The following is a 23,760-nucleotide window of genomic DNA, read 5'->3' as shown; positions in this document are numbered from 1 at the left end:
CAGAGCGGTCAGGTGTGCAGTTGCTCCGGTCTTTTCCCGGTCAGTAAAGCCGTCTGCAGTTTAACCTCATGTATCATATGATCCCGAAATGCCAGCACTCTTGCCGTGCGCTTCAGGTCAGGGTGAAACAGTAACCAGAGCCCAAGGTTCATCTGCGGGTCGGGGGCGCAATAGCGTGCCAGTTCCGGTTCACTATCGCCGATAAAGCAGGGAAGATATGCCAGGCCCATATGTTGTTTTAATGCGGCAGTGGTTAGCAGGGCATCGTCCACGAAAAAATTATGACGCTGGCCGGCAGCACTTTTTTTTGTCCAGCTTTGATGGAACGCACAACAGCTGACACCCAGCCATTTTGGTTTTCCCCCTTCAGAGCGCAACTGATCCAGATAGCGATGACTGGCATAAATGGTTGAGGAGACAGTAGCCAGTTGTGTGCCGATCAGAGCATCACTTGGAGTATTGGTTAAACGAATGGCCACATCCGCGTCACGCTCAACCAGACTGATATTTTTGTTGGATACAAGTACGTGCAGATCCACATCGGGGTTGTTTCTGCTAAATTTGGCAAACATGGGCATCAAAATGCCTGAGGCCATACTGCTGATTGCTGAGACTCGCAGCTCACCGATCAATCTGTTATCCCGGCCACCCAGAAAGCCGTCCACCTCCAGGACTTCATGCTCCATTCGACAGGCGGCTATCTTCAGACTTTCACCCGCAGGTGTTAATTCATAACCGCTTTTCTTGCGTTCGATCAGTCGTACGCCAAGCTTTGTTTCCAGCGTCTGCATACGCCTTGATACCGTAGAGTGTTGCACGCCGAGTTTACGGGCGCCGCCACTGATAGAGCCTTCCCGTGCAACGGCCAGAAACAGCCTTAAATCATCCCAGTTCATTGTAATTCTCCATACATGTGCATATTTGCACATTATGTTTCTTTTTTTAGGCAATTGATAGATAAAAGCACGGCATTAGGGTGCTTCGCTTGTCCGATCAGGTGAATGGAGCGGTTCAATGGTGCTGAGTACAGTCATATGGGAAGTTCAGACTTGAAGAAGCGGCCTTACGGGGCGGCTGATGATGCATTGAAACAAATACCGGTTCATTCCGAACACATACCGGGTGCCGCGATTCTGCACCCGGCACGACGGGCGTTGCAATATCTGACGCTGTTGATTCTGATTCTTATTCCACTCACGGGCCTGTTTCGCATTGATATGGCGGCAGGTACTTTTATTCTGTTGGGTCGTCAGGTCTGGTTCTCGGATATTACGATCATCTTTGGTTTCTGGTTGTTTGTTGCAAGCCTCTTGGTGATGAGCTACTCGCTGGTGGGCAGTGCATTTTGTGGTTGGATGTGCCCGCAAAATACAGCATCGGAATTTGCCGATATGCTGACTCGCAAGCTGCTCGGTCGCAGTGCGGATATGATGGATATCAGCGGCAGGAAAATGCAGGTCGCGAGACGCAATCAATCGCTGTTGAATTATCTGTTATTTGGTATTGGCGTACTCTTGCCTGCCATGATTTATGGCCTTATCCCGTTACTCTATTTTAACTCCCCGTCGGTGATATGGTCTTTTATGACGTTTTCTGACTCTGCAAGAGAGACGGGCAGCCTGTATTGGATCTATTTTATCTTTACCGCACTCTTTCTGATCGATATTGCTGCTGTCAGGCACTTCTGGTGCAAAAATATCTGTTTTTATCGTGTGTGGCAGGAGTCATTCAAAAAACCGGAGTCATTGAGAATTCACTATGATGCGCAGCGCTCGGATCACTGTGCCGGTTGTCATTATTGTGTGGATGCATGCTTTTTTGATCTCGACCCGCGCAGTACAGGGGTGATTGATAATTGCGTGAATTGTGGTGCATGCGTAACAGCCTGTGACGAATTGCATAGCAAGAGCAAGAAGCTCGAAGGGCCCGGCCTGCTGAGTTTTGTGAGCGGCATGCAAGGTGACTCCTCAAGGCGGGGGCATCCTGTGCTTGGGTTTCTTGCCCGTACCAGAAAGTCCCTGTTGGCAACGCTGGCCGGTTTATTGCTGTTTGGTATCGGCATTGGCAGTTATCAGAGCGAGCACCTCTCGGTTTACAAAGAGGCGGAAGGCAAGGGTGGCAAGATCCTCGACTACAGGGTTCATCTTGCCCATAAATTATTTAAACCGACCGATATTACGCTTCAGGTAGAGGGGCTGGATCCTTCCATGTATGAACTCAAGCAAAAGCATGTTCACTTTGACACAGCGGGCAGTGCCGATGTGATGCTGCATCTGCATGCGAATATGTCTGCCGGATTACACAGGTTTATTGTGCGTGCCCATGCGGGGAATGGTTGGTCGGATTCCTTTCGAGTCACACATTTTGTAGCGGATAAGCAGCAGTCAGGAGGTTGAAATGAAATCATCAGGTGAGCAGCAGAGTAGTTTGCAACATACCAGTCAGGAGTGGGGAGGAATCCCCGCGGATCACTATGGCTATGCCTCCGATGAGGAGCGCCTGGAAAAGCGTGGTCTGGATGACTGGGAAATGGTGGAACATATCCCCGAATCGCAGAAACGTGTGCCGAAATGGTTTTATGGCGTGATTGTCGGCGTGCTGATTGTAGCCTTCGGTTTGTCGCTGCCATTCTGGGGAGACAGGCCCGGCCACGCGCGCCCGTGGTTTACCATGGGCCACCTCTACGCACTGCTCTATTTTATTGTGGCCGGCGGTGTGATTTATTTTATGACGACATTGTATGGATCCAGCCGGGGTGGTCGTCTGGATTCAGATGTGGAACACGATGATATTGATATGCCCGGACATGGGGGAAATAAATAGTGCAGGCAGTCAGGGCAGGGAGAGGCATCGAATGGCATCAAATGTAATTCAGAAATCTGCAGATCAGCGTGCGCTGAGGACCTTTGCGCTGTGGATGGGCTGGGCGATATCGGCAGTCACGGTATTTGCCATGATGTCACGCAAGGCGAATGTCGTTGGTTTTATTGAGCAGGATCAAACGCATGTCACATGGATGATCGTGGGAATGTTCATGCTGGGTGTAGCCGTGAGCATGATTCAGGCGATGAAGCTTACGGCCGAATGGTTTCGCGCCTATCGCATTGAATCGCTGATGAAAGATAAAGGGTTAGCGGGCATCCGCAATCGCGGCGGTGGTCATCTGGTTGATCGTTTTGTTGATGCGATGCATATGATCACTGAGCGCAACGGACGTGTGGATGTGGATGCGCTGATTGACGTTGAATTTTCCGCACAGCATCGCATGAGCCAGTTTGTCGGGTTGCTGGGTAACCTGATGATTACGCTGGGTCTGATTGGTACGGTGCTTGGCATGACGATCACGATGAACGGGCTGAGCGGAGCACTGGGTTCACTGGGCGTGAATCAGCATCTGCTGGTTGAGGGTTTGCGTAGCGCGATGACCGGTATGGGAGTGGCTTTTTATACTACCCTGATCGGCTCTGTGTTGGGCGGTGTTCTGCTGCGTGTTTTTTCATGGATCACCGATGCCTCGGTCAACGGCCTACAGGATCTGATGTTGCGCACCTGTATAGTGCATGCATCAGCCGATCTGGAGCCGAGTGATGATCGTAATATCAGGGCGCTTGATGTGAGTGTCCAGCAGCTTCAGAGCCGCGTTGAGCTGCTCAACCTTGCCCTGCGGGCGAGCCGTGAAGAGATGGGTATGCTGCGTGAAGAGGCGGCCACGATGCATAAGGAGCTTGGTGAGCTGGCTGCGGATGATCCGATTCGCAAGATGGCGGGCGGTCATGCCCGTTATGCATTAGGTATTCGTCCGGGCATTCTGACTCGCATATTTAATCGCCGCAGGGACTGATTCGTTCTATGCGCAGATCAAGGAACATCCAGCAGGATAATTTTTACGAGATATTTTCGGATATGGCGCTGTTGATGTTGGCGGCATTTATCTTTCTGTTTGCGCTGATTCTGATCAATGCACAGTTACAGGGCAGCGGCAAGGCGGAAGAAACGTTGCAGGAGATAGCAAACCTGAAACAGAAGCTGGCCCAGGCCAAACGCGAGAACCTCAAGCTGCAGCAGGAGATCAATAGTCTGGCGAGCGTTGATGCGCAGCAGCAGTTGCAGAATGCCGAGGCGCTGATGTCGAGCAAGGATGTGCAGCAGAAGATGGAGAATGTTCTGGTCAGTGCCGGTATGGCGACGGGCAAAGGGCGCAAGGATTTTGACATGTTCGTCAAAGGGTTACGAGACCTGCCGGGCACGGATCTGCATCTGGTTGTTGACGGTACTGGCTCGATGCACGGGGTGACGACCTTTTTGATACCGGTGCTTCGTCTGATAGCGATTCGCTCAGGCAAGCATCTCTCTGCGGTGAGCTGGTATGCGGATAACAGGACAGGCACCTATACAGGCAGTATGGGTGAGATGTTTGATAATCTGATGTCGGAAGCGCCATTTGTGGGTGTAGATGAAACGATCGGGCATACGTTCCGTGAAATAGAGGCGCATTCGCCGGTACCGGGCGCATACCTGTTGATTGGTGATGAGCCGCCGACCGATCAAGTGGGGTATCATGAGATACCGGCCCCGGTATTCACGCTGCCGCTGGGTACGAGTAATGATACGACCAAATACGCATTTCAGAAGATAGCCGATCAGACCGGCGGGCGTATGCTTGAGTTGAAGTTTCAGTAAGGCTGATATTTATCAGGAAATGAACCAGGATGCGCATCACTAACTTGTAAGTGTGCGATCCGGAGTCACTGTTGCGATTGGAGCGTTATTTGCACCGCGCAATCACCCGTGAGTCCGGCTATCATGTGTCCTATGCGCCAGCCGTTCTCCCCGCTGTCTCTCCTGCTGCTTGTGCTTGGCACTGCCTTGATACTGGCCTTTATTCAGGTCGGTCTGATCACCATTGCTTTCGACAAGCTGGGGCTTACGGCCTCGCAGGCCATGTTGTTACTGCTTGCCTCCCTGCTTGGCAGTGGCATTAATCTGCCGTTGGTCAGTATTCGCGCCGAGCCGTTGTCAGGAAGACCGCCACGGCCCATGCTCGGGATGCTGCGTATGCCGCCTGTTCCGTTCACCGGGAAAACAGTGATTGCAGTCAATGTCGGGGGCTGCATTATCCCGATCGTCTTTTCGCTTGCTCTGTTGCATAACAATCCTGTCACCCTGTCTGAAGCCGGTGTCGCAATCGGTATGATCACGGCTTTCAGCTATGTGGTAAGTCGTCCGGTGCCGGGCATCGGCATTGGTATTCCAGTGCTGCTGGCACCTTTGGCGGCTGCCATGGTAGCTATAGTGATTAATCCGGAGCATGCCGCACCGCTAGCCTATGTTTGCGGCACGCTTGGCGTGTTGCTCGGGGCGGATCTGTTGCGGATGAAGGATGTGCGTAAGCTGGGCGCGCCGATGGCTTCTGTTGGCGGCGCGGGCACTTTTGACGGCATCTTCATTACCGGCATCGTGGCGGTGTTGCTGGCATGAAGCCGCTCGCTTGCCTGTCAGGTTCTTTTGGCAGCTAGCTGTTCATATTTCATACTTGTAGATAAATAACCCAACCCGTCAACATAGGCTTGACGCAATAATGATAATGATTATCATTTTGAATTATGATAAAGCTGACAGCGCAGAGACAGGCGATCCTCGACATGATCAACGCATCCGACAGACACTGGGATGCGGATGAGCTGGCGCGCTCTCTATCCGATAACGGTCAGCCGATTGGTATCGCCACGGTATATCGCGGTCTGGCTACGCTGGAGGCTGCCGGTCTGATCGAGTCTATTCAACTGGCGGATAAAAAGCGCTATGAGCGAGCCGACAAGGCGCACCATGATCATATGATCTGTACTGTCTGCGGTGATATCGAAGAGTTTGCCCATGCCAAAATTGAGAGCCTCCAGCTCTCTGTTGCGGCAGAGAAGGGGTTTACCGTCACTGGCCATCAGCTGGTGATGTTTGGTTTATGTGAAAGGTGTTCACAAGGAGAGCAGAAATGATTTCTTCAATGGTGATTGTGTTCAGGGAGATGCTGGAGATGGTGCTGGTTATCGGCGTGTTACTGGCGGCCACACGTGGTCTGCCAGGCTCACGTTTGTGGATTACGCTTGGCAGTGGGGCGGGATTGCTTGGTGCAGTTTTTTTTGGTGTGTTTATGGAGCAGATGGAAACTTCGTTCGGGGGCAATGGCGAGTTTCTCTTCAATGCGGCACTGCTGCTGATGGCGGCAACACTGATTGCCTGGACCGTGTTGTGGATGAGTCGGCACGGTCGCGAAGCCGGCCAGCGCATGCAGCAGGTCGGCAATTCGGTGAGCAGGGGTGAGTTGCCCTTCCTGTCACTGGCGGTGGTATCGATGGCCGCGGTGATGCGTGAAGGATCGGAGGCAGCTTTTTTCCTTTTTGGTGCTGCGCAGGGAATGGGCGCTGATAACGGTAGTATGCTGCTTGGTGGCATCCTCGGCGCTGTAATGGCGCTGGTACTCGGTGCGCTGTTTTATCTGGGTATGATCAGGATTCCGATGAAGGCACTGTTTGGTATCATCGGCTGGATGTTGATGCTGCTGGCGGCCGGTATGGCGTCGCAGGCAGCATGGAATCTGGTAGCTATCGACTGGTTGCCTGCCATGATTGATCCGCTGTGGAATAGTGCTGCGCTATTGTCTCAGCAGAGCCTGCCGGGTGAGCTGCTGCATATATTGATTGGCTATGATGAAGCGCCCAGCGCTATGCAGGTGCTTGTATTCATACTGTCGCTAACCGTGATGGGCATTCTGTATTATCGATTGAAGCCACCGATGAAGGCAACTACGCAGAACCACCAACCGGCTTGAGTCAGCCTTGCGCTGATGACGGCGCAACAGGCTGGATCATTGCCATCAACTCTGCAGACGTCGTGACCTGATACTCACCGGGTTTCAGACCAGTATCTTTCAGTGCCAGTGCACCGATATGTGTGCGTTGCAGTGCTGTCACGTGGTTACCCAGGGCAACAAACATACGGCGAGCCTGATGGTAGCGTCCTTCATGCAGGGTCAGTGATGCCTGTGTGGGCGAGTGAACTATCAGCTCGGCCGGCAGGCATGGACGATCATCATTTTCCAGTAGCAGTGTACCGGCGGCCATAATCTCAGCCTCCCGGCCCTGCAACGGTTCGGCCAGCGTAACAGAATAGGTTTTGCTGATATGCTGTTTCGGGCTGGTTAAGCAATGGTTCAACTGACCGTCGTCGGTGACAATCAGCAGGCCGGAGGTATCCTTGTCCAGACGACCAACCGGTGAAAATGGCGGTTTTCTGTCCAGCCAGCGGGCAGGGAGATCATCATAGATCAGGCGCCCGCCCTCCTTGCGTGAGCAGACGGTATCCAATGGTTTGTGGTAGATGATGGTCAGCCCGTCCGGGTGATCCAGTGGCTCTCCCTCGAGCAGTACATCCGATGCGAATACTTTCTGGGCCGGCGACTCGGCAGCTTCGCCCTGTACGGTAATCCAGCCGGCCTTGATCCAGTGGCGTACATCTTTTCTGGCGCCGTAGCCGAGGTTGGACAATAGTTTGTCGAGTCGTTCGCTTTTTTGATCGCTCATGCATATCTCCTTGGGGAGGGGGAAGGTGGGGCATCATGTCGCGTGCGACCGCAGCAGTCCAGCCGGACACAGGTGCGCTGTTTCAAGGCTGATGAAATTGAATCAGCTGTTAGTATCTGCCATGGAATGACATACATGTGCAGGCCTTTTGGCCCGCCTTATCAGGAGTAGTAATGAATGAACAGATGATCCGCATCGAAGGTGCGCGGGTACACAATCTGAAAAATATCTCCCTGAGCATTCCGCGTAATCAGCTGGTAGTGATTACCGGCGTCTCGGGCTCCGGCAAGTCCAGCCTGGCTTTTGATACCCTGTATGCCGAAGGGCAGCGGCGCTATGTGGAATCGCTGTCGGCATACGCCCGCCAGTTTCTCGGTATGATGGAGCGTCCCGATGTGGATGCCATCGACGGCCTGTCGCCGGCAATTTCGATTGAACAGAAGACTACCAGTCGCAATCCGCGCTCCACTGTCGGCACGATTACCGAAGTCTACGATTATCTGCGCCTGTTGTTTGCCCGAATCGGACAGCCCTTTTGTTACAGCTGCGGTAAACCGATTACCTCTCAGCCCGCCAGTGTGATTATCGATCAACTGGAGGTGTTGCCGACCGGGACAAAGCTGCAGTTGCTGGCGCCGATCGCACGCGGACGAAAAGGCGAATTTCGCAAGGAGCTGGAACAAGCGGCCAAAGATGGTTTTGTGCGCGTACGTATCAACGGGGAGGTGATGCCGCTCGAGGATGCGCCCGCTCTGCAGAAGCATACCAAGCACAATATTGAACTGGTGGTGGATCGTCTGGTTGTGCGCGACGGCATGCGTACCCGTCTGGCCGACTCGGTTGAAACGGCACTGCGCTATGGTGAGGGGCTGATGATCGCACTGGTCGATACTCCCGATCAGCCGGCTGATGAGCAGGTATTTTCCGAGCGTTTTGCCTGTGCCGATTGCGGCATCTCCTATCCGGAAATCGAGCCGCGTCTGTTCTCGTTTAATTCTCCTGCCGGTGCCTGTCCGGCCTGTGACGGGCTGGGAGCCAGTACGGTATTTGATCCGGAGCTGGTGGTCCCCGATTCCCGACTGAGTCTGGCTGACGGCGCTATTGAGCCATGGGCTGGTCGTGAAACTGTGATGTACAGACAGACGCTGGAGGCGGTGGCCGATTTTGTCGGATGCGACATGGATACGCCCTTTGCCGATTTGCCGGAAGCGGCCAGAATGGTGTTTCTCTATGGTAGCGGGCGTAAAAGTGTCCGTTTTATCTACCAGACCCCGGGTCAGGATCGTGTTGTCGAGCGCCCGTTTGAAGGCGTGATTCCGAATCTGGAACGGCGATATCGTGAGACGACATCCGAAGAGGTGCGTGAGGCTCTGGCCAAATATATCAATGCAATTGACTGCCCGGCATGTGCCGGTTCACGCCTGAATCGGGCGGCACGGCATGTACGTGTGGGCGGGATCAGTTTGCCTGAGCTGGTGGCGATGCCGTTACGTGATATGCATGCCTGGACCGGCACATTGACGTTATCCGAACAGCAGCGGGCGATTGCAGACAAGGTGCTGGAGGAGATTGCCGCGCGCCTCGGTTTTATGATTGAGGTGGGGCTAGATTACCTGAGTCTGGAGCGTACTGCAGGGACCCTCTCCGGCGGCGAGGCTCAGCGTATCCGACTGGCAACACAGATCGGTTCGGCTCTGGTCGGGGTGCTGTATATTCTTGATGAGCCGTCGATCGGACTGCATCAGCGCGATAACGACCGGCTGCTGGCTACATTGAAACGGTTGCGCGATCTGGGTAATTCAGTGGTGGTGGTTGAACATGATGAAGATGCCATTCGTCATGCCGACTGGATTGTCGATATGGGGCCGGAGGCCGGTGAGCATGGCGGCGAAGTGGTGGCGGCGGGATCGCTGGAAGATATTCTGCAGGTGCATACGCTGACCTCCGATTATCTCTCCGGACGCAAATGCATTGAAGTGCCGAAGCGACGAGCGGTGACCGGAAAAACCCCGATGATCGGTGTGGACGGTGCATGTGAGCATAACCTGAAAGCGGTTAATGCACGCTTTCCGCTGGCCCGCTTCTCCTGTGTCACCGGTGTATCCGGTTCGGGCAAGTCCACATTGACCAATGATACGCTGTTTCGTGCCTTTGCCCGTGCTCAGGGTTTAAAGAGTGAGCGGATCGGGGCGCACGCGCATCTGGTCGGTACTGAACTGGTGGATAAGGTGATTGATATTGATCAGAGCCCGATCGGACGCACGCCACGCTCGAATCCTGCGACCTATAGTGGCCTGTTCACGCCGATTCGGGATCTGTTTGCCCAGGTGCCGGAGTCGCGTGCCCGCGCCTACAAGCCGGGACGTTTTTCGTTTAATGTCAAAGGCGGTCGCTGTGAGGCCTGTCAGGGCGACGGCATCATCAAGGTGGAAATGCACTTTCTGCCGGATGTGTATGTGCACTGCGAATCATGTCAGGGCAAGCGCTATAACCGGGAAACACTGGATATCCGCTACAAGGGCAAGACCATTGATGACGTTTTGCAGATGACGGTGGATGAAGCGGTGCTGTTTTTTGATGCGATTCCGGCCCTGAAGAACCGGCTCTCCACGCTTGCACAGGTAGGGCTGGGCTATATCAGGCTCGGGCAATCGGCGACAACATTGTCAGGCGGGGAGGCTCAACGCATTAAACTGTCCAAAGAGCTGGCTCGTCGTGCCACCGGTGATACGCTCTATATTCTGGATGAGCCTACTACCGGCCTGCATTTTCATGATGTGGCCAAGCTGCTGGATGTGCTGCATGCGCTGGTGGAGCGCGGTAATACCGTGATTGTTATTGAGCATAATCTGGATGTAATTAAAACAGCGGACTGGATTGTCGACCTTGGACCTGAGGGTGGAGATCGCGGCGGCAATATTGTCGTTGCCGGTACGCCCGAGCAGGTGGCGGCATGCGAAGCCTCTTATACCGGCCGGTATTTAAGCCGTATGTTGTGACGGTTCAGCCGTTGATAAGTACGGCCATTTTCTGGAGGTGTTTTCACTATCTGACTTCTTGATATAGATGAATAATCTTTAACGCTTTGTTCATCCCTGTCTCAGCAGCCCATGGTTATCGTACATATTGTCTGGCGCCATTCCTCCCTCCCCTCCCTAGTGTTTTGCGTCAGATATCAGGCTCCGGCATCCGCCGGAGCCTCTTTTTTTTGTACATCAGCGTAAGCTCGTTGCCGCATATCTGTTGTTCGTTTGTATGATTTGACGTGATGTCTGAGCTGCCTTTTAAAGGCGTCTGCTATTGGGCATCGAACTGCCCTCGTTCTGCTGCTACACTCCGGCGGTGATGATGTATTGGATACGTTTCCGGTGGGTAGGGGCTCTGCTCTTCGTGGCTGGGCTGGCTGTTTTTGTACAGCCGGCGGTTGCCGCCGATGATGCAGGCAGCCTGCAGATACTTCCTGATGCATCGGTGATTGAGTGTAACGCCACGCTGCACGCGGAGAGCAAGGCTATTGCGGTTGCTTTGAAAGACGGCATTACCGGAACTACCGTGTGGCATTTTCAGGTGGCCAAAGTGCGGCAGTACTGGCTCAATGACACGATCGCTGATATTTCGGTAACCCGCCGGGTGAAGCCGGATCTGCTCTCCCGCAGCTGGCAACTTGTCGATGATTCCAGCGGCATTTCACGGCGTGTGTATCAACTGGATGAAGCGGTCCACTTTCTCTCCTCTCTGGAGCAGTTTCCCGTGCTTGACCGGAGCTTGCTGACTAACGGCATACCTTATCGTATGAGTGTTAAAGTTGAAGTGCATTATGGTGAATTCAAACAAGCCTGGTGGTCCGATATTTGGCATCCGGCTCAGGCGACCCTGCAACAGGATTTCAGGCTGCAGAAGTGAAGGGGCCTGGTGTGATGCGTCTGATGCCACTGTTAATGGCATCGGTGTTGATTCTCGTAACTGTACTGGTATGGCCTTCGCCTGCCGGAGATGTAGGTCTCCTGGCCTGGATCAATGTTACTGTCATGCTTGTATTGTCGTTGCTGTTGCTGCGTTATGGCATACGGTTGTTACGGGATCGAGCGGAACCCCGCCCCGGTTCGCGACTGCGTGCCAGACTGGTTGTCGGTATGGTTGGTCTGTTGCTGGTGCCGGCGATGGTGATTCAGCTGGCCGCCAGTCAGATGGTGGAGCGGGGCATGGATGTCTGGTTTGATGTGCGTGTGGATACGCTGCTGGATCGTGCCCTGAATCTGGCACAGGGATTTTATGAGCGGCTGGAAAAGGATATGAAGCGTAGCCTGCTTGGTTATATCAGTGACGGAGTGATGATTGCGGCGGTAAGTGGCAATATGGAATACGGTGCGACCACTAATTATCTGGCGGAAATCAGGGAGAAAGAGGGCTGGCAGAAGGCGGAACTTTTTGATCTCAATGAGCGACAGGTCGCTGGTGTGCAGGTCGGCGAGCTCAGCACGCTCGAATCAGAGCCGCTTAGCGATGCGGCCCGACTCTCCATGCGTCTGGGGCGTGTGGCTACGGAGTTGAAAACAGGCCCTGACGGAGAAATGGCTGTCGGTTATGCACCGCTTATCGGCGTAACTTCGGTGGTTGGTCTGTTGCGGGTGGAGATGAAGTTGCCGGCGGGCGTGATCCAGAATGCCCGGGCGGTAGAGTCCGATTACCGGAATTATCGCCAGCTTGAACATAATCGACAGGCGATTGCCGAGACATTTACCCATGTCATGCTGTTTGTCACGCTGGTAGTGGTATTGTTGGCCGGTCTTGTAGGCCTGTTGTTCGCCCGCCGTCTGACTGCGCCGATCGGTGACTTGGCATATGCGTTAAAGCGGGTGACCGAGGGTGATCTGGATGTCGAGATTGCAGAGTTGTCTCAGGATGAACTGGGCTCTCTGGCGCGCTCATTTAACAAAATGACCAATCGTCTGCGGCATCATGCCGAAGCAATTGAGCAGGGCCAGCAAGATCTGACCCATGCGTTGGACAAGAGCCGTCAGCGACAATTTGTACTGGAATCTCTGCTGGCCAACCTGCATACGGGAGTGCTGCTGGTTGATGGTGACGGGCGCGTACGACTGCTCAATCAGGCCGTGAGAGATATTCTGCATCTGCCGGTAAATTGGGTGCCCAGCGTGGATCTGTTGCAGGCCAGTCAGGGAAACTTGCAGGATATCGGTGATTTTTATAATGAACTGAAGCATCAGAAGGAGGAGCACCTGCAGCGCGAGTTCGATATCAGTCTGCCGGAGGAGAGCAGGCACGTGCATGTGCTGGCGCGTGGTGCCAGGCTTAATGCCAGCGCTTCTGATTTTTCCGGATACCTGCTGGTGATAGATGATATTTCCGAACTGGCCGAAGCTCAGCGTAACAAGGCATGGGCCGAGGTGGCGAGGCGTCTGGCGCATGAGATCAAAAATCCGCTGACGCCGATCAAGTTGTCGGCCGAGCGTCTGCAGCGGCGGTTTCGGGTACAGGTGGATAATCACCAGGTATTCGATGCCTGTACACAGGCTATTATTGCCCAGGTCGAGCGTTTGCAGCGCCTGATCGCTGATTTTTCCACGCTGGCGCGAATGCCGCAGCCGAAAATTCGCGAGGTACCGGTGAATGTGCTGCTGCAGGAGATGAATGACCTGTTTCATGGCTATCGTCAGGTTGAGGTGCGTTTTTGTGATCCGCACTGGCAGTGTCCTTGCGATCCGGATCAGGTTCGACAGGTGCTGATTAACCTGATGGATAATGCAGTTTCAGCCAGCAGCGACAAGGTTGCAATCCGCTTGTATGCTGTGCTTTCCGACCACTGGGTTGAGTGGCATGTTGAGGATGATGGTGACGGCATTGAGGAGGCGGCTGTATCAAGGCTGTTTGAAGCCTATTACTCGACCAAGGCCAGTGGTTCAGGGCTTGGTCTGGCGATAGCCAAGCGGATTGCTGAAGATCATCATGGTGAGTTGCTGCTGGTTTCGGCAGCCGCACCGACACATTTTTGTTTGCGATTGCCGCGACAGGTGGACGGGGGAGAGGCATGACATCACGTATTATGATTGTCGATGATGAGCAGGCGATTCGGGAGTCTCTGCAAGGTCTGTTCGAAGATGAGGAGTATTTGGTCGTTTGCGCGGCTTCCGGCGAGGAGGCTATTGCCCGTCTGCGCAGGCAGGCGGTGGATTGTGTGTTGCTGGATATTTGGATGCCCGGTATTGACGGGCTGGAGACGCTCAGTCGTATTCATCAGATTGATGCCAGACTGCCGGTGATTATGATGAGTGGCCATGCCACGATTGATACCGCTGTCCGCGCTACCCGGCAGGGAGCATTCGATTTTGTTGAAAAGCCGGTCTCTTTCGATCGTCTGGCGATATTGGCCCGCAACGCTGTACAGAAGCGACGCCTGGAGCAGGAAAACGTCGATCTGAAGCGTCAGGAGCAGTTGCAACAGAGCCGACAGGAGTTGATCGGCGACAGTAAGGCGATTGACGAGGTCAGAATGCTGATCGGGCGCGTGGCACTGTCCGATTCACCGGTGTTGATACTTGGTGAACATGGTACGGGCAAGGCAGTGGCAGCCAGGTTGTTGCATGCCTCTTCACGGCGAAAGGATAGTCCGTTTGTTGAAGTGAATACGGCCAGCGTACCACCCCATATGATGGATTCTGAACTATTCGGTCATGAAAAAGGTGCTTTTTCCGGTGCTCTGCACAGTCAGCGGGGGCGCTTTGAGGTGGCGCATCAGGGCAGCCTGTTTTTCGATGAAGTAACCGAACTGAGCTTGAGCGCGCAGGCAAAGGTTTTGCGCGTGATGCAGGAGCGTTCTGTGCAGCGACTGGGTAATCCCGGTATATTGCCATGCAATGTGCGCCTGATTGCGGCCAGTGCACGTGATCTGGAAAAGGCGCTGGCAGATGAGCAGCTGCGTGAAGATTTTTATTACCGGCTTAATGTGGTCTCTATTCGTATGCCGGCACTGCGTGAAAGGTTGAGTGATTTGCCGCTGTTGATCGAAACGCTGGCAGGAGAGCAGGCCAGAGAGCTTGGCGGAGAACCTGTGCAATTCACCCCGGAGGTGGTGGCCGAGCTGTCAGCCTATCACTGGCCGGGGAATGTGCGGGAGCTGCGGAACTATATTGAGCGTTGCCATATTCTGATGCCCGGCGAAGAGATGAACCCGGATAATATGCTGCCGCCCGACCAGGCTGGTGCCCAGAAGCAGATAAACGGGCAAGCTTCAGTGGTTGCCGATATTCCGGAAGCTGACAGTTTCCACGAAGCCCGTGAGATATTTGAGCGGCAGTTTCTGCTGCAACAGCTGGAAAAGCATGAGTGGAATATCAGTCGTACAGCGAACGATATAGGTATGGAGCGCAGTCAGTTGCATCGGAAAATAAAATCGTTTGGTCTTACCCCACCACAAAAGGATGCGTTATGAATGTTGTAATTCTTGGAGCGGGTGAGGTGGGTTATCACATCGCCATTCGTCTGGCGACGGAAGGAAATGATGTGTGTGTGGTTGATCAGGATGAAACACGCTTGCAGGTCATTGCCGATGCGATGGATGTGCGTACGGTGTGTGGCAAGGCCTCCTATCCCGCAGTGCTGGAGCAGGCCGGGACGGCGCATGCGGATCTGCTGATTGCGGTCACAACCAATGATGAAGTGAATATGCTGGCCTGTCAGGTGGCGCACTCCCTGTTTAAAGTGCCGACGAAGCTGGCCCGGGTACGTGAGCAGGACTATGTGAAGCATCCCGAACTATTTGGGCGCGATGATCTGCCGATCGACAAAATGATCTCGCCGGAGGGTGAGGCTGCCAAAGTGGTGATGGGCCGACTCAATGTCTCCAGTGCACAGGATGCCAGGGAGTTTTTTAACGGCGCTATTGAGCTGGTGGAGGTGACGGTACGCCCGAAAAGCAAACTGGCCGGACTGGCTTTGAAAGAGTTGCCGGATGTGATGGGGGCGCTGCGTGTCTATGTTGTGGCGCACGAGCATAATAACCGCTGGCGGGTACCGCGCGGGGATACAGTGCTGCTGGCGGGAGACAGTATCTACGTGACGGTAGAGAAAAAGCATCTGGATACGCTGATGCAGACGATTGACCTGGCCTACCAGACACCGGCCGGGCGTAATGTCATGATGATCGGCGGCGGACGCATCGGTTATCTGGTGGCAAAGGAGCTGGAGCTGGCCGGCGCCAAGGTTAAAATTATCGAATTTAATGCCGAACGTGCCGAATGGCTGTCTGAACACCTGAATAATGTTGTTGTCATTTATGGCGATGCTCTCGATCGTAAATTGCTGGAGGAGGAAAACATCGACCGGATGGACGATTTCCTGGCTCTGACTAATGATGATGAAAACAATATTCTGGGTAGTCTGATTGCCAAGCGCTACGGTGTAGGGCATGTGGTGACGCTGGTGAACAAGGCTATTTATATGCAGCTGATGCGTCAGATCGGTCTGGATGTGACGGTATCACCGCGCCTGTCGACTGTGGCGACGATTCTCAGTCATATACGCAAGGGGCGTATTCACGGCATGGCCTCGCTGGCTGACGGGCAGCTTGAGGTGCTGGAGGCCGAGGCCCTGGCAACCAGCAGTATTCTTGATATCCCGCTGAAACACCTGAAATTACCGGATGATACGGTGGTAGGCGCAATTATGCGGGGTGATGAAATTATTATCCCCAATGGTTTGGTGGCAGTCAAAACAGGAGACCATGTGTTGATGGTCACCACTACCGAGTCGATACCACAAGTCGAAAAGCTGTTCGCCGTGCATCTGGAATTCTTTTAACAGATGCACCCGAAGGGGGTCATCTGGACGATTGGTGTGCTGGTAGTGTTGTATGGCGCGAGCATGCTGATTCCTGCGATGCTGGCCATGTATTACGGCGCAGGGCATGTGGCCGAGTTTCTCGAAGCCGGCACGATTGTCATGCTGACCGGCGGGGCGATGATGTGGTATGGCGGCGGTTCGCCCGCCCGCCTCAGTCACAAGGACGGATTCATGATTGTGGCACTGGCATGGCTGGTGTTGTCGCTCATCGGAGCCGTGCCGTTCTGGACGACAGGTACGCTGCCTTCGGTGGTTGATGCCATGTTTGAATCGGCATCGGGTCTGACTACGACCGGGGCGACGGTGCTGACCGGTCTGGATAATCTGCCTCGCTCCATTCTGTTATGGCGTTCGATGCAGGAGTGGCTGGGTGGCATGGGTATCATCGTTCTGGCTCTCGCGGTGATGCCTCTGCTGGGTGTGGGCGGCATGCAGTTGTTCAAGGCGGAGAGTCCCGGGCCGGTCAAGGATAAATTAACGGCACGGGTGACTGAAACTGCGAAGTTATTGTGGTATCTCTACCTGAGCATGACGGTGGTCTGTGCGCTGGCTTACTGGTCGGGAGGCATGACGCCTTTTGATGCGGTGAATCACGCCATGTGTACGGTGGCTATTGGCGGATTTTCTACCCATGATGCCAGCTTCGGTTATTTTGACAGCGCCGGTCTGCGTTTGATGGCCGTGTTTTTTATGGTGCTGGCCGGTATCAACTTCACCCTGCATTTTGCTGCGGCATTGCGCGGTTTTTCGCTGCGCACCTATCTGCATGACGAGGAGTTCAGGACATATATTCTGTGGATTGCCATGTTGTTTCTGGTGATCTTTGCCCTGCTCTCTGTTAACAGCGGACTTGGCGGTGAAAACGGCTTTGTGGATATTCTGTTCAATGTGGTCTCTGTAGCGACGACGACAGGTTTTGCCGTCAGCGATTACGGTCAATGGCCCCCCGGCGCCACGATGTTGTTGCTGATGACGATGTTTGTCGGAGCCTGTGCAGGATCCACCGGTGGCGGTATGAAGGTGGTTCGCATTCTGCTGCTGTTTCGTCAGGGTCTGCGTGAGATTCGGCGGCTGGTGCATCCGCATGCTGTGATTCATGTCAAGATGGGCCGGCTCCGGATGTCATCTGAAGTGACCGAGGCCTTATGGGGTTTCGCGGTGCTGTATTTGGTATGCTATATCATGCTGGCTATACTGGTGGCATTTACCGGCGTGGATATGGTGACCGCATTTTCTGCAGCGGCGGCCTGCATCACCAATACGGGGCCCGGCTTCGGCTCGGTAGGACCGTCTGGTACCTATGCCTCCATGCCGGAGATGGCCAAGAGCGTGTTAATTTTCGGTATGCTGCTCGGACGTTTGGAAATTTATACGTTTTTCGTTATGCTCGTTCCGGAATTCTGGCGGGACTGAGGCAGCCATTCCTATCCAAAAAGAGGTTTTCTAGATGATTGAGATGTATGTGAAAGCAGGACAGGCACACAAGCAGCGTGATGACGCGGTTGTGATCCCTTTGCTTGGCGGGCGAAAACTGAGTGAGTCAGGCAAGCTCTTGCAGCAGGAAACGGGTAAGGCGCTGCCGTCTTTTTTGCGCAAACAGGATGTCAGCGGAAAATTCGGCGAATCGAAAACATTGTATCATGTAGAGGGATCACTCTCCTCCCGTATTGTATTGCTCGGCTGTGGCGATGAAAAACTGTTGACGCTGCACAAGCTGCGCATGTTGTCAGCCAGGGTTGCGCGGGAGTTGGATGCGGGCGGAGCCCGGGATGCAGCCTTGTATCTTTCCGAGCTCAGTGTGCGCGGAGCCTCGCTGGCGGACAAGGTGCAGGCTGTGGCTGAAGGTGTGTGGCTGGGGTTGTACCGTTTTGATAAATATCAGAGCAGTAAAGAGGAGCAGGAGAAACGACGACTGCGCTCGGTTACGGTGATGATTGCCTCGCGTCGCGACCTGGATACGGCACAGGCTGCTTTAGATTGTGCCAGAGCTGTATCAGCCGGCACGAACTTTGCCCGTGACCTGGGCAATGAGCCGGGCAATGTCTGTACGCCGGAGTTTCTTGGAGAGCAGGCTGCAGCTTTATCGCATGATAAACTGAATGTCACGGTAATGGATAAGCAGGCCATCGAAGCTGCCGGATTTACCGCCCTGCTGGCTGTCAATCAGGGCTCTGCAAAGGAGCCGCGATTTATCGTGCTGGAGTATAACGGGGGGAGCGATGATCAGGCTCCGTTGGCGCTGGTGGGCAAGGGACTTACATTCGATGCCGGTGGTATTTCGATCAAACCCGCAGCCCAGATGGATGAAATGAAGTTCGATATGTGCGGGTCAGCGGCAGTATTGGGTGTGTTCAAGGCGGTGTGTGAATTGAATCTGCCTGTTAACCTGCTGGGAGTGATTCCCTCCACAGAAAACCTGCTGGGCAGCGCGGCTTACAAGCCGGGTGATATTATTACCAGCTACAAGGGCGTGACGATAGAGGTGCTCAACACGGATGCGGAAGGGCGGATTATTCTGTCTGATGCGCTGGCTTATGCGGCAGAGAAAAAGCCGGCTGAAATTATTGATTTTGCTACGCTGACAGGAGCCTGTGTGGTTGCACTCGGCGGACAGGCCACAGGCTTGATCGGCACAGGCGAAAAGCTGAAAGCTGCATTGAAGAGTTCCGGTGAGCATACCCATGACCGGGTATGGGAGTTGCCGATGTTCGAGGAGTATCAGGAGCAGATCAAATCGGAAATCGCCGATATCAAGAATACCGGTGGACGCGAAGCTGGTGCGATTACGGCAGCATGCTTTTTGTCACGTTTTGTGGATGATATTCCATGGGCGCATCTGGATGTCGCCGGCACGGCATGGGATATGAAGGGTAGCGATATTGCGGCCAAGGGTGCGACAGGAGCGGGTGTACGCCTGGTGATGGATTATCTGTTGAAGAGAAACGCTTGATGAGTGGCAGTGACTTTGCTCATACTAGGCCTATACTCTATGGCTGAGAGGGGCGAGCACGGGCAAGTGCTGGTGGGGAGCGGTATCATGGCGGAAGGGATCAGATACAATGTTGACGGCAATGGCTGAGGTTACAAAGGTGTGCCCGATGCATGGTGGTGTGATCCGGCGGGCCTGTGCCGGATTTCTGATGCTGGCATTTGCTTTCTGTCTGTCGCCGGGGAGTGCGGCAGCACTCGGCTTCGGCAAATTAATGCTTAACAGCCATCTCAATGAACCCCTTAATGCAGAGGTGCCACTGCTGCTTGGTGCGTCAGAGAAGGTGGGTCAGGTGCGCGTCGAGTTGGCCAGTGAAAATGAATACCGGCAAATGGGTCTGAACTGGCAGCCTGATCTGGAGCGGATCAGGGTCACCAAACCCGAACAGCAGGCCAACGGGGCGGTGATTCACCTCTATTCTGCCACCGCCATCCATACTCCGATTCTGTCGATTGTACTCAAGGCTACCAGAGCCGGACGTGGAACCTATTTCAAACAGTACCGCTTGTTGCTCGACTCTGTGGAAGCTGCTGCGATGACGCGAAGAGAGCAACAGCCGGCCGTGCTTCCGCTACACCCGCAAGCCGAGGCGGCAGCGCTGTTGCCGACATCTGTGGTTGCTGATGACTTCTGGTCCAGAAGGTTGCGCTATGGTCCGATCCGCTCCGGAGAGAGTCTGGGCCGTATTGCCCAGCGCTTGCGCAAGGACAAGCGATTCAATAACCGGCAGGTGATGCTCGCCCTGTATGATAAAAACAGGCAGGCATTTACAGATGGCAATATCAACCAACTGAAAGAGGGCGCATGGCTGGATGTGCCGGCCGCCAGTGTGGTGAGCAGTTATGGCAACGACGCTGCGATGCAACGGTTCTCGACACTGCTTCGTCAACCTGTGAAGTTGGTCGAAGGCGAGAAACAGCCTCTGTCTGCTCCTGCTCCCGGAGAGGTACCGGCTGCAGAACCGAAACAACCGCCTGAGGCATTGCAATATAGCGGTAAAATTTCCCTGAACAGGGGCGCTGACAAACAGGGGGCTGCTTCGGCACCTGCGGATGCTGCCAACGATCAGTTGACATCTATTCACAGTGAGCTGATGGCTGGCAAGTTACAGATGTCAGAGCTGGGCAAGTCGGTAGCCGGGCTCAATAGTTCTGTTGAATTGATCCGTCAGGATATGCAAAAGCTTAAGCACGATGTCACTGCTATACGGAATCGGCCGCAGGCGGTGGTTCCAGTCGAGCCAACAATGAGCTGGCAGGTGGCCTTTTATGTATTGCTTGCCGGAGTGGCAGGCCTGCTGCTTGGCGCGATGATCATGCGACGACGCTTGTTTGGTCGAGCCGTACCAGCAGAGCAACCGGTGGCGCCTGCAGTCTCAGAAAAGCAACCAGTGACACCTGCAGCAGTTGCAAAGGAGCAACCGGTAGCGTCTGCAGCAGCAGGGCAACCGATAGCGCCTACGGCTGCAGAAGAGCCACCGGTAGCGCCGCCCGTGGCCGCAGAGAAGCAGGATGTTGCTACTTTGCCGGCAGAAAAGTCCGCAGTAGATGATGAGCTGATACAGTTGCTGAACAAGGTGGAAGAGCGCATCGGACGATGTGATTATGAAGAGGCCGGACGCTTGCTGGAAGCCGTTAGCAACCGGTCGCCCGACTCGCTCAGAGCCGCAGCATTGCGAGCGCAGGTATACCATGAAACGGGCCGGACAGAGGAGCGGGATGCATTGATTGATCAAATCAGTGCATCTTCCGACAAGGATGGATGGCAACACTTTTCCCAGCTTCTGCCTTCCCATGTATGGAATGCCTGTTTTGGTGACGGGGTGGAACATGGCTCGATACAGGGTAAGAGTTGAGTCGATGGTGTGGTTGACGGGCGGATGAAAAACCGGACGGGGGAGAGGCAGGGATGAGCAGACCTGAAAAACAGAGCCCGCGCTATCAGCCGGTGACAATCAACCTGATGAATGGGGAAACCATTGTGGGGCATCTGCTCGGTTTTTCGCCCATCATGCATAAATTGCATTTTATCGGAAGCGGGGACGGGGCTTCCCGTAAGCTTGATATAGCTGATATCGTATTTATCGGGATGCAGCACACGAGTGATGCGCCGATAAAGCACCCTGCCCGATTATCGGATATGGATGACCTGAAAATCAGCACCGTCAACCTCGATACCTTTGATGTGCTTGCGCTGCCTGCTGTGTCAAATGCATCAGGGTTTTATGCCTATCCCAAAGACGAATCATCGCCATTTGATCGCATCTTTTTTTATCAGCATGGTCTGCGTTATCAGGAGAAGCCTGAGCGACTCGGTGATATGCTGATTGATCAGGAGGTTCTGGGTGAAGAGGATGTCCGGAAAGCGCTGGACTTTCAGATCAGTTCGATGCCTTCATTGGGTAATGTGCTGAAAGATCAGGGTAAGGTTAGCGAGAACGACCTGGACGAAGCTCTGAAAACTCAGAAATTGCAGCGTATGCGCCTGGGTGACCTGCTTGTTCACCATGAGTTTGTGACTGAAAGTGATGTGAATGAGGCTCTGGAGGAGCAGAGCAGGTCAGTAGGTACACCGCTGGGCAAAATTCTGATAGACACTGGCAAGGTGCAGGATACTCATCTCGATTCCGCCCTGCATATGCAGAGCCGCAGGAAAATGCGGCTGGGTGAGATTCTGCTTGAGGCAAAGCTGATTAATGAAGCGGACCTGAAGAATGCGCTGGACGAGCAAAAAGCGCACGGACACCGGCTTGGCGAGATACTGCTCAGTACAGAAGTGATTACTGAAGATCAGTTGCTCGATGTGTTGGCAAAGAAGTTTCGTTTGCCAACGGTTGATCTGGAGACATATGAGATTAACCCGGCTGCAGGTGCACTGATTGAACGTGCTGTGGTGGAAAAATACGGCATTTTGCCGATTGATACTGATGCCCATTCGCTGACGATTGCCCTGTCCGACCCTATGGGGCTGGAGGCCTACGATACCATCAGTTTCAAGACCGGCAAAAAAGTGCACGAGGTGATGGCCAAAGCCTCTCAGTTAGAGTTGAAAATCGCACAGTTTCTCAAGGAGGATCTGGCTGACGATGAGCTGTCCTGCGAGTTTCTGCATCAGGAAAATGATGAGGAGGATGAGCCGCAGAGTGCCCAGGAGATGACACAGTCGGCGGAAGACGCGCCTATCGTGCGACTGGTCAATCGAATTATTCGAAATGGTCTGCGCAAGAACGCTTCGGATATCCATATTCTGCCGCAGGCGAAAAAAATCACATTGGCCTATCGGTTAAACGGACAACTGTTGAGCGAAAATTCGCTCGACAGAGGCTCGCACAAACAGATTGCCGCGCGCATCAAGATTTTATGCGGCATGGATATCTCAGAGCAGCGGTTGCCGCAGGACGGGCGCTTACAGTTACGTGACGGCAAAAAGAAGTACGAGTTTCGTGTGTCGTGTATTCCGAATACATTCGGCGAATCGTTGGTGCTGCGCGTATTGAACAAGGATGCGGCGGTTGACCTGGAGAAGCTGGGTTTGCGTCAATCTGACCTGGCGCAGCTGTCAATCATGGTCCGCAAACCTTACGGGTTGCTGCTGGTGACCGGTCCGACCGGCTCAGGTAAATCCACCACGCTGTTTTCCATACTCAAGTCGATTTCACATCTGCCGGCTCATATTCTGACCATTGAAGATCCGGTTGAATCGGAGATTCCCGGTGCCAACCAGATCCAGGTCAATAGCAAGATCGGCATGACGTTTGCGCGTATTCTGCGCAATGTGCTGCGACACGATCCGGATATCATCATGATCGGTGAAATGCGCGATGCCGAAACGGCCGAAATCGGCATTGAAGCGGCACTGACCGGGCACCTGATGTTCTCCACCCTGCATACAAACTCGGCGGTGGATACGATTATCCGGCTTAATGATCTGGATGTGCCCAATTATCTGATTGCGCCATCCCTGCTTGGTGTGATCAGTCAGAACTTGCTCAAAACGCTCTGTCCGGACTGCAGGCAGCCGGTGCCTGAGGATGATGAAGTGTTCTCGATCATCAGTGACCTGGGCTATCCCAAGCCCGAGCATTTATATACGGGAGCCGGTTGTAAGAAGTGCAACAAGACCGGTTATGTGGGACGGGTGATGTTGTATGAGTTTCTGGCGGTCAATGATGCGATTCGTCAGGCTATTCATGACGGTAAAACCGGCCATGATCTGCAGGAAATTGCCATTGCCAATGGCATGGTTCCGAAGTCGGAATATGCCCTGAAACTGGCGGCAGACGGCGTCATTGATCATCACGATTTTGTTTACTCATTGATGTAATACTGACGTATA

The 23,760-nt window shown here is 53.9% G+C and carries 18 protein-coding genes; 16 read left to right on the top strand and 2 right to left on the bottom strand.

Annotated elements, in window-relative coordinates:
• Nucleotides 1–8: 8 nt before the first annotated feature.
• Entirely contained in the window at nucleotides 9–896 is an 888-nt protein-coding gene (locus SPV1_RS12830; RefSeq protein WP_009851654.1) for a LysR family transcriptional regulator, read from the bottom strand.
• 153 nt (nucleotides 897–1,049) lie between these two features.
• Between SPV1_RS12830 and SPV1_RS12825 the strand changes: the two genes are divergently transcribed.
• The 7 genes from SPV1_RS12825 to SPV1_RS12795 all read left to right on the top strand — a co-directional run bounded on the left by SPV1_RS12825 (nucleotide 1,050) and on the right by SPV1_RS12795 (nucleotide 6,826).
• Nucleotides 1,050–2,396, top strand: a complete 1,347-nt coding sequence (locus SPV1_RS12825) for a 4Fe-4S binding protein (RefSeq protein ID WP_231288403.1) — start codon at nucleotides 1,050–1,052, stop codon at nucleotides 2,394–2,396.
• Nucleotide 2,397: 1 nt separating this feature from the next.
• Entirely contained in the window at nucleotides 2,398–2,823 is a 426-nt protein-coding gene (locus SPV1_RS12820; RefSeq protein WP_009851652.1) for a hypothetical protein, read from the top strand.
• A gap of 31 nt (nucleotides 2,824–2,854) precedes the next feature.
• Complete coding sequence (locus SPV1_RS12815; RefSeq protein WP_009851651.1) at nucleotides 2,855–3,841, top strand: MotA/TolQ/ExbB proton channel family protein; 987 nt, start codon at nucleotides 2,855–2,857, stop codon at nucleotides 3,839–3,841.
• A gap of 8 nt (nucleotides 3,842–3,849) precedes the next feature.
• On the top strand, nucleotides 3,850–4,680 hold the full coding sequence (locus SPV1_RS12810; protein WP_009851650.1) for a hypothetical protein: 831 nt from the start codon (nucleotides 3,850–3,852) through the stop codon (nucleotides 4,678–4,680).
• Between the two features lie 132 nt (nucleotides 4,681–4,812).
• On the top strand, nucleotides 4,813–5,478 hold the full coding sequence (locus tag SPV1_RS12805; protein WP_009851649.1) for a DUF1614 domain-containing protein: 666 nt from the start codon (nucleotides 4,813–4,815) through the stop codon (nucleotides 5,476–5,478).
• A 125-nt stretch (nucleotides 5,479–5,603) separates the two neighbouring features.
• On the top strand, nucleotides 5,604–5,993 hold the full coding sequence (locus SPV1_RS12800; RefSeq protein WP_009851648.1) for a Fur family transcriptional regulator: 390 nt from the start codon (nucleotides 5,604–5,606) through the stop codon (nucleotides 5,991–5,993).
• Nucleotides 5,990–6,826 (top strand): FTR1 family iron permease, encoded by an 837-nt coding sequence (locus SPV1_RS12795; protein ID WP_009851647.1) that lies wholly within the window; start codon nucleotides 5,990–5,992, stop codon nucleotides 6,824–6,826. The genes SPV1_RS12800 and SPV1_RS12795 overlap by 4 nt, the downstream gene beginning before the upstream one ends.
• 1 nt (nucleotide 6,827) lies before the next feature.
• Here the strand turns inward: SPV1_RS12795 and SPV1_RS12790 are convergent, their stop codons facing one another.
• Entirely contained in the window at nucleotides 6,828–7,577 is a 750-nt protein-coding gene (locus SPV1_RS12790; RefSeq protein ID WP_009851646.1) for a pseudouridine synthase, read from the bottom strand.
• A 173-nt stretch (nucleotides 7,578–7,750) separates the two neighbouring features.
• Between SPV1_RS12790 and uvrA the strand changes: the two genes are divergently transcribed.
• The 9 genes from uvrA to SPV1_RS12745 all read left to right on the top strand — a co-directional run bounded on the left by uvrA (nucleotide 7,751) and on the right by SPV1_RS12745 (nucleotide 23,748).
• Complete coding sequence (uvrA, locus tag SPV1_RS12785; RefSeq protein WP_009851645.1) at nucleotides 7,751–10,576, top strand: excinuclease ABC subunit UvrA; 2,826 nt, start codon at nucleotides 7,751–7,753, stop codon at nucleotides 10,574–10,576.
• A gap of 346 nt (nucleotides 10,577–10,922) precedes the next feature.
• The gene (locus SPV1_RS12780) at nucleotides 10,923–11,480 is read left to right on the top strand and encodes a DUF4390 domain-containing protein (protein ID WP_231288402.1); all 558 of its coding nucleotides are present in this window, start codon (nucleotides 10,923–10,925) and stop codon (nucleotides 11,478–11,480) included.
• Nucleotides 11,481–11,494: 14 nt separating this feature from the next.
• Nucleotides 11,495–13,630 carry a sensor histidine kinase gene (locus tag SPV1_RS12775; RefSeq protein WP_009851643.1) on the top strand — a complete coding sequence of 712 codons (2,136 nt, stop codon included), beginning with the start codon at nucleotides 11,495–11,497 and terminating at the stop codon, nucleotides 13,628–13,630.
• Nucleotides 13,627–15,027 (top strand): sigma-54-dependent transcriptional regulator, encoded by a 1,401-nt coding sequence (locus SPV1_RS12770; RefSeq protein WP_009851642.1) that lies wholly within the window; start codon nucleotides 13,627–13,629, stop codon nucleotides 15,025–15,027. The genes SPV1_RS12775 and SPV1_RS12770 overlap by 4 nt, the downstream gene beginning before the upstream one ends.
• Nucleotides 15,024–16,394 (top strand): Trk system potassium transporter TrkA, encoded by a 1,371-nt coding sequence (gene trkA / locus SPV1_RS12765; protein ID WP_009851641.1) that lies wholly within the window; start codon nucleotides 15,024–15,026, stop codon nucleotides 16,392–16,394. Before SPV1_RS12770 ends, trkA begins: the two co-directional genes overlap by 4 nt.
• Before the next feature lie 3 nt (nucleotides 16,395–16,397).
• The gene (locus SPV1_RS12760) at nucleotides 16,398–17,849 is read left to right on the top strand and encodes a TrkH family potassium uptake protein (RefSeq protein WP_009851640.1); all 1,452 of its coding nucleotides are present in this window, start codon (nucleotides 16,398–16,400) and stop codon (nucleotides 17,847–17,849) included.
• Nucleotides 17,850–17,883: 34 nt separating this feature from the next.
• Nucleotides 17,884–19,386 carry a leucyl aminopeptidase gene (locus SPV1_RS12755; protein ID WP_009851639.1) on the top strand — a complete coding sequence of 501 codons (1,503 nt, stop codon included), beginning with the start codon at nucleotides 17,884–17,886 and terminating at the stop codon, nucleotides 19,384–19,386.
• A gap of 121 nt (nucleotides 19,387–19,507) precedes the next feature.
• Nucleotides 19,508–21,280 (top strand): FimV/HubP family polar landmark protein, encoded by a 1,773-nt coding sequence (locus tag SPV1_RS12750; RefSeq protein ID WP_009851637.1) that lies wholly within the window; start codon nucleotides 19,508–19,510, stop codon nucleotides 21,278–21,280.
• Nucleotides 21,281–21,333: 53 nt separating this feature from the next.
• Nucleotides 21,334–23,748 (top strand): type II/IV secretion system protein, encoded by a 2,415-nt coding sequence (locus SPV1_RS12745; protein ID WP_009851636.1) that lies wholly within the window; start codon nucleotides 21,334–21,336, stop codon nucleotides 23,746–23,748.
• The last annotated feature ends 12 nt before the right edge of the window (nucleotides 23,749–23,760 follow it).

The organism is Mariprofundus ferrooxydans PV-1 (assembly GCF_000153765.1).
Lineage (GTDB): Bacteria > Pseudomonadota > Zetaproteobacteria > Mariprofundales > Mariprofundaceae > Mariprofundus > Mariprofundus ferrooxydans.
The sequence above is the reverse complement of the archived record's forward strand: the minus strand, read 5'-3'. Positions and strand labels throughout refer to the sequence as shown.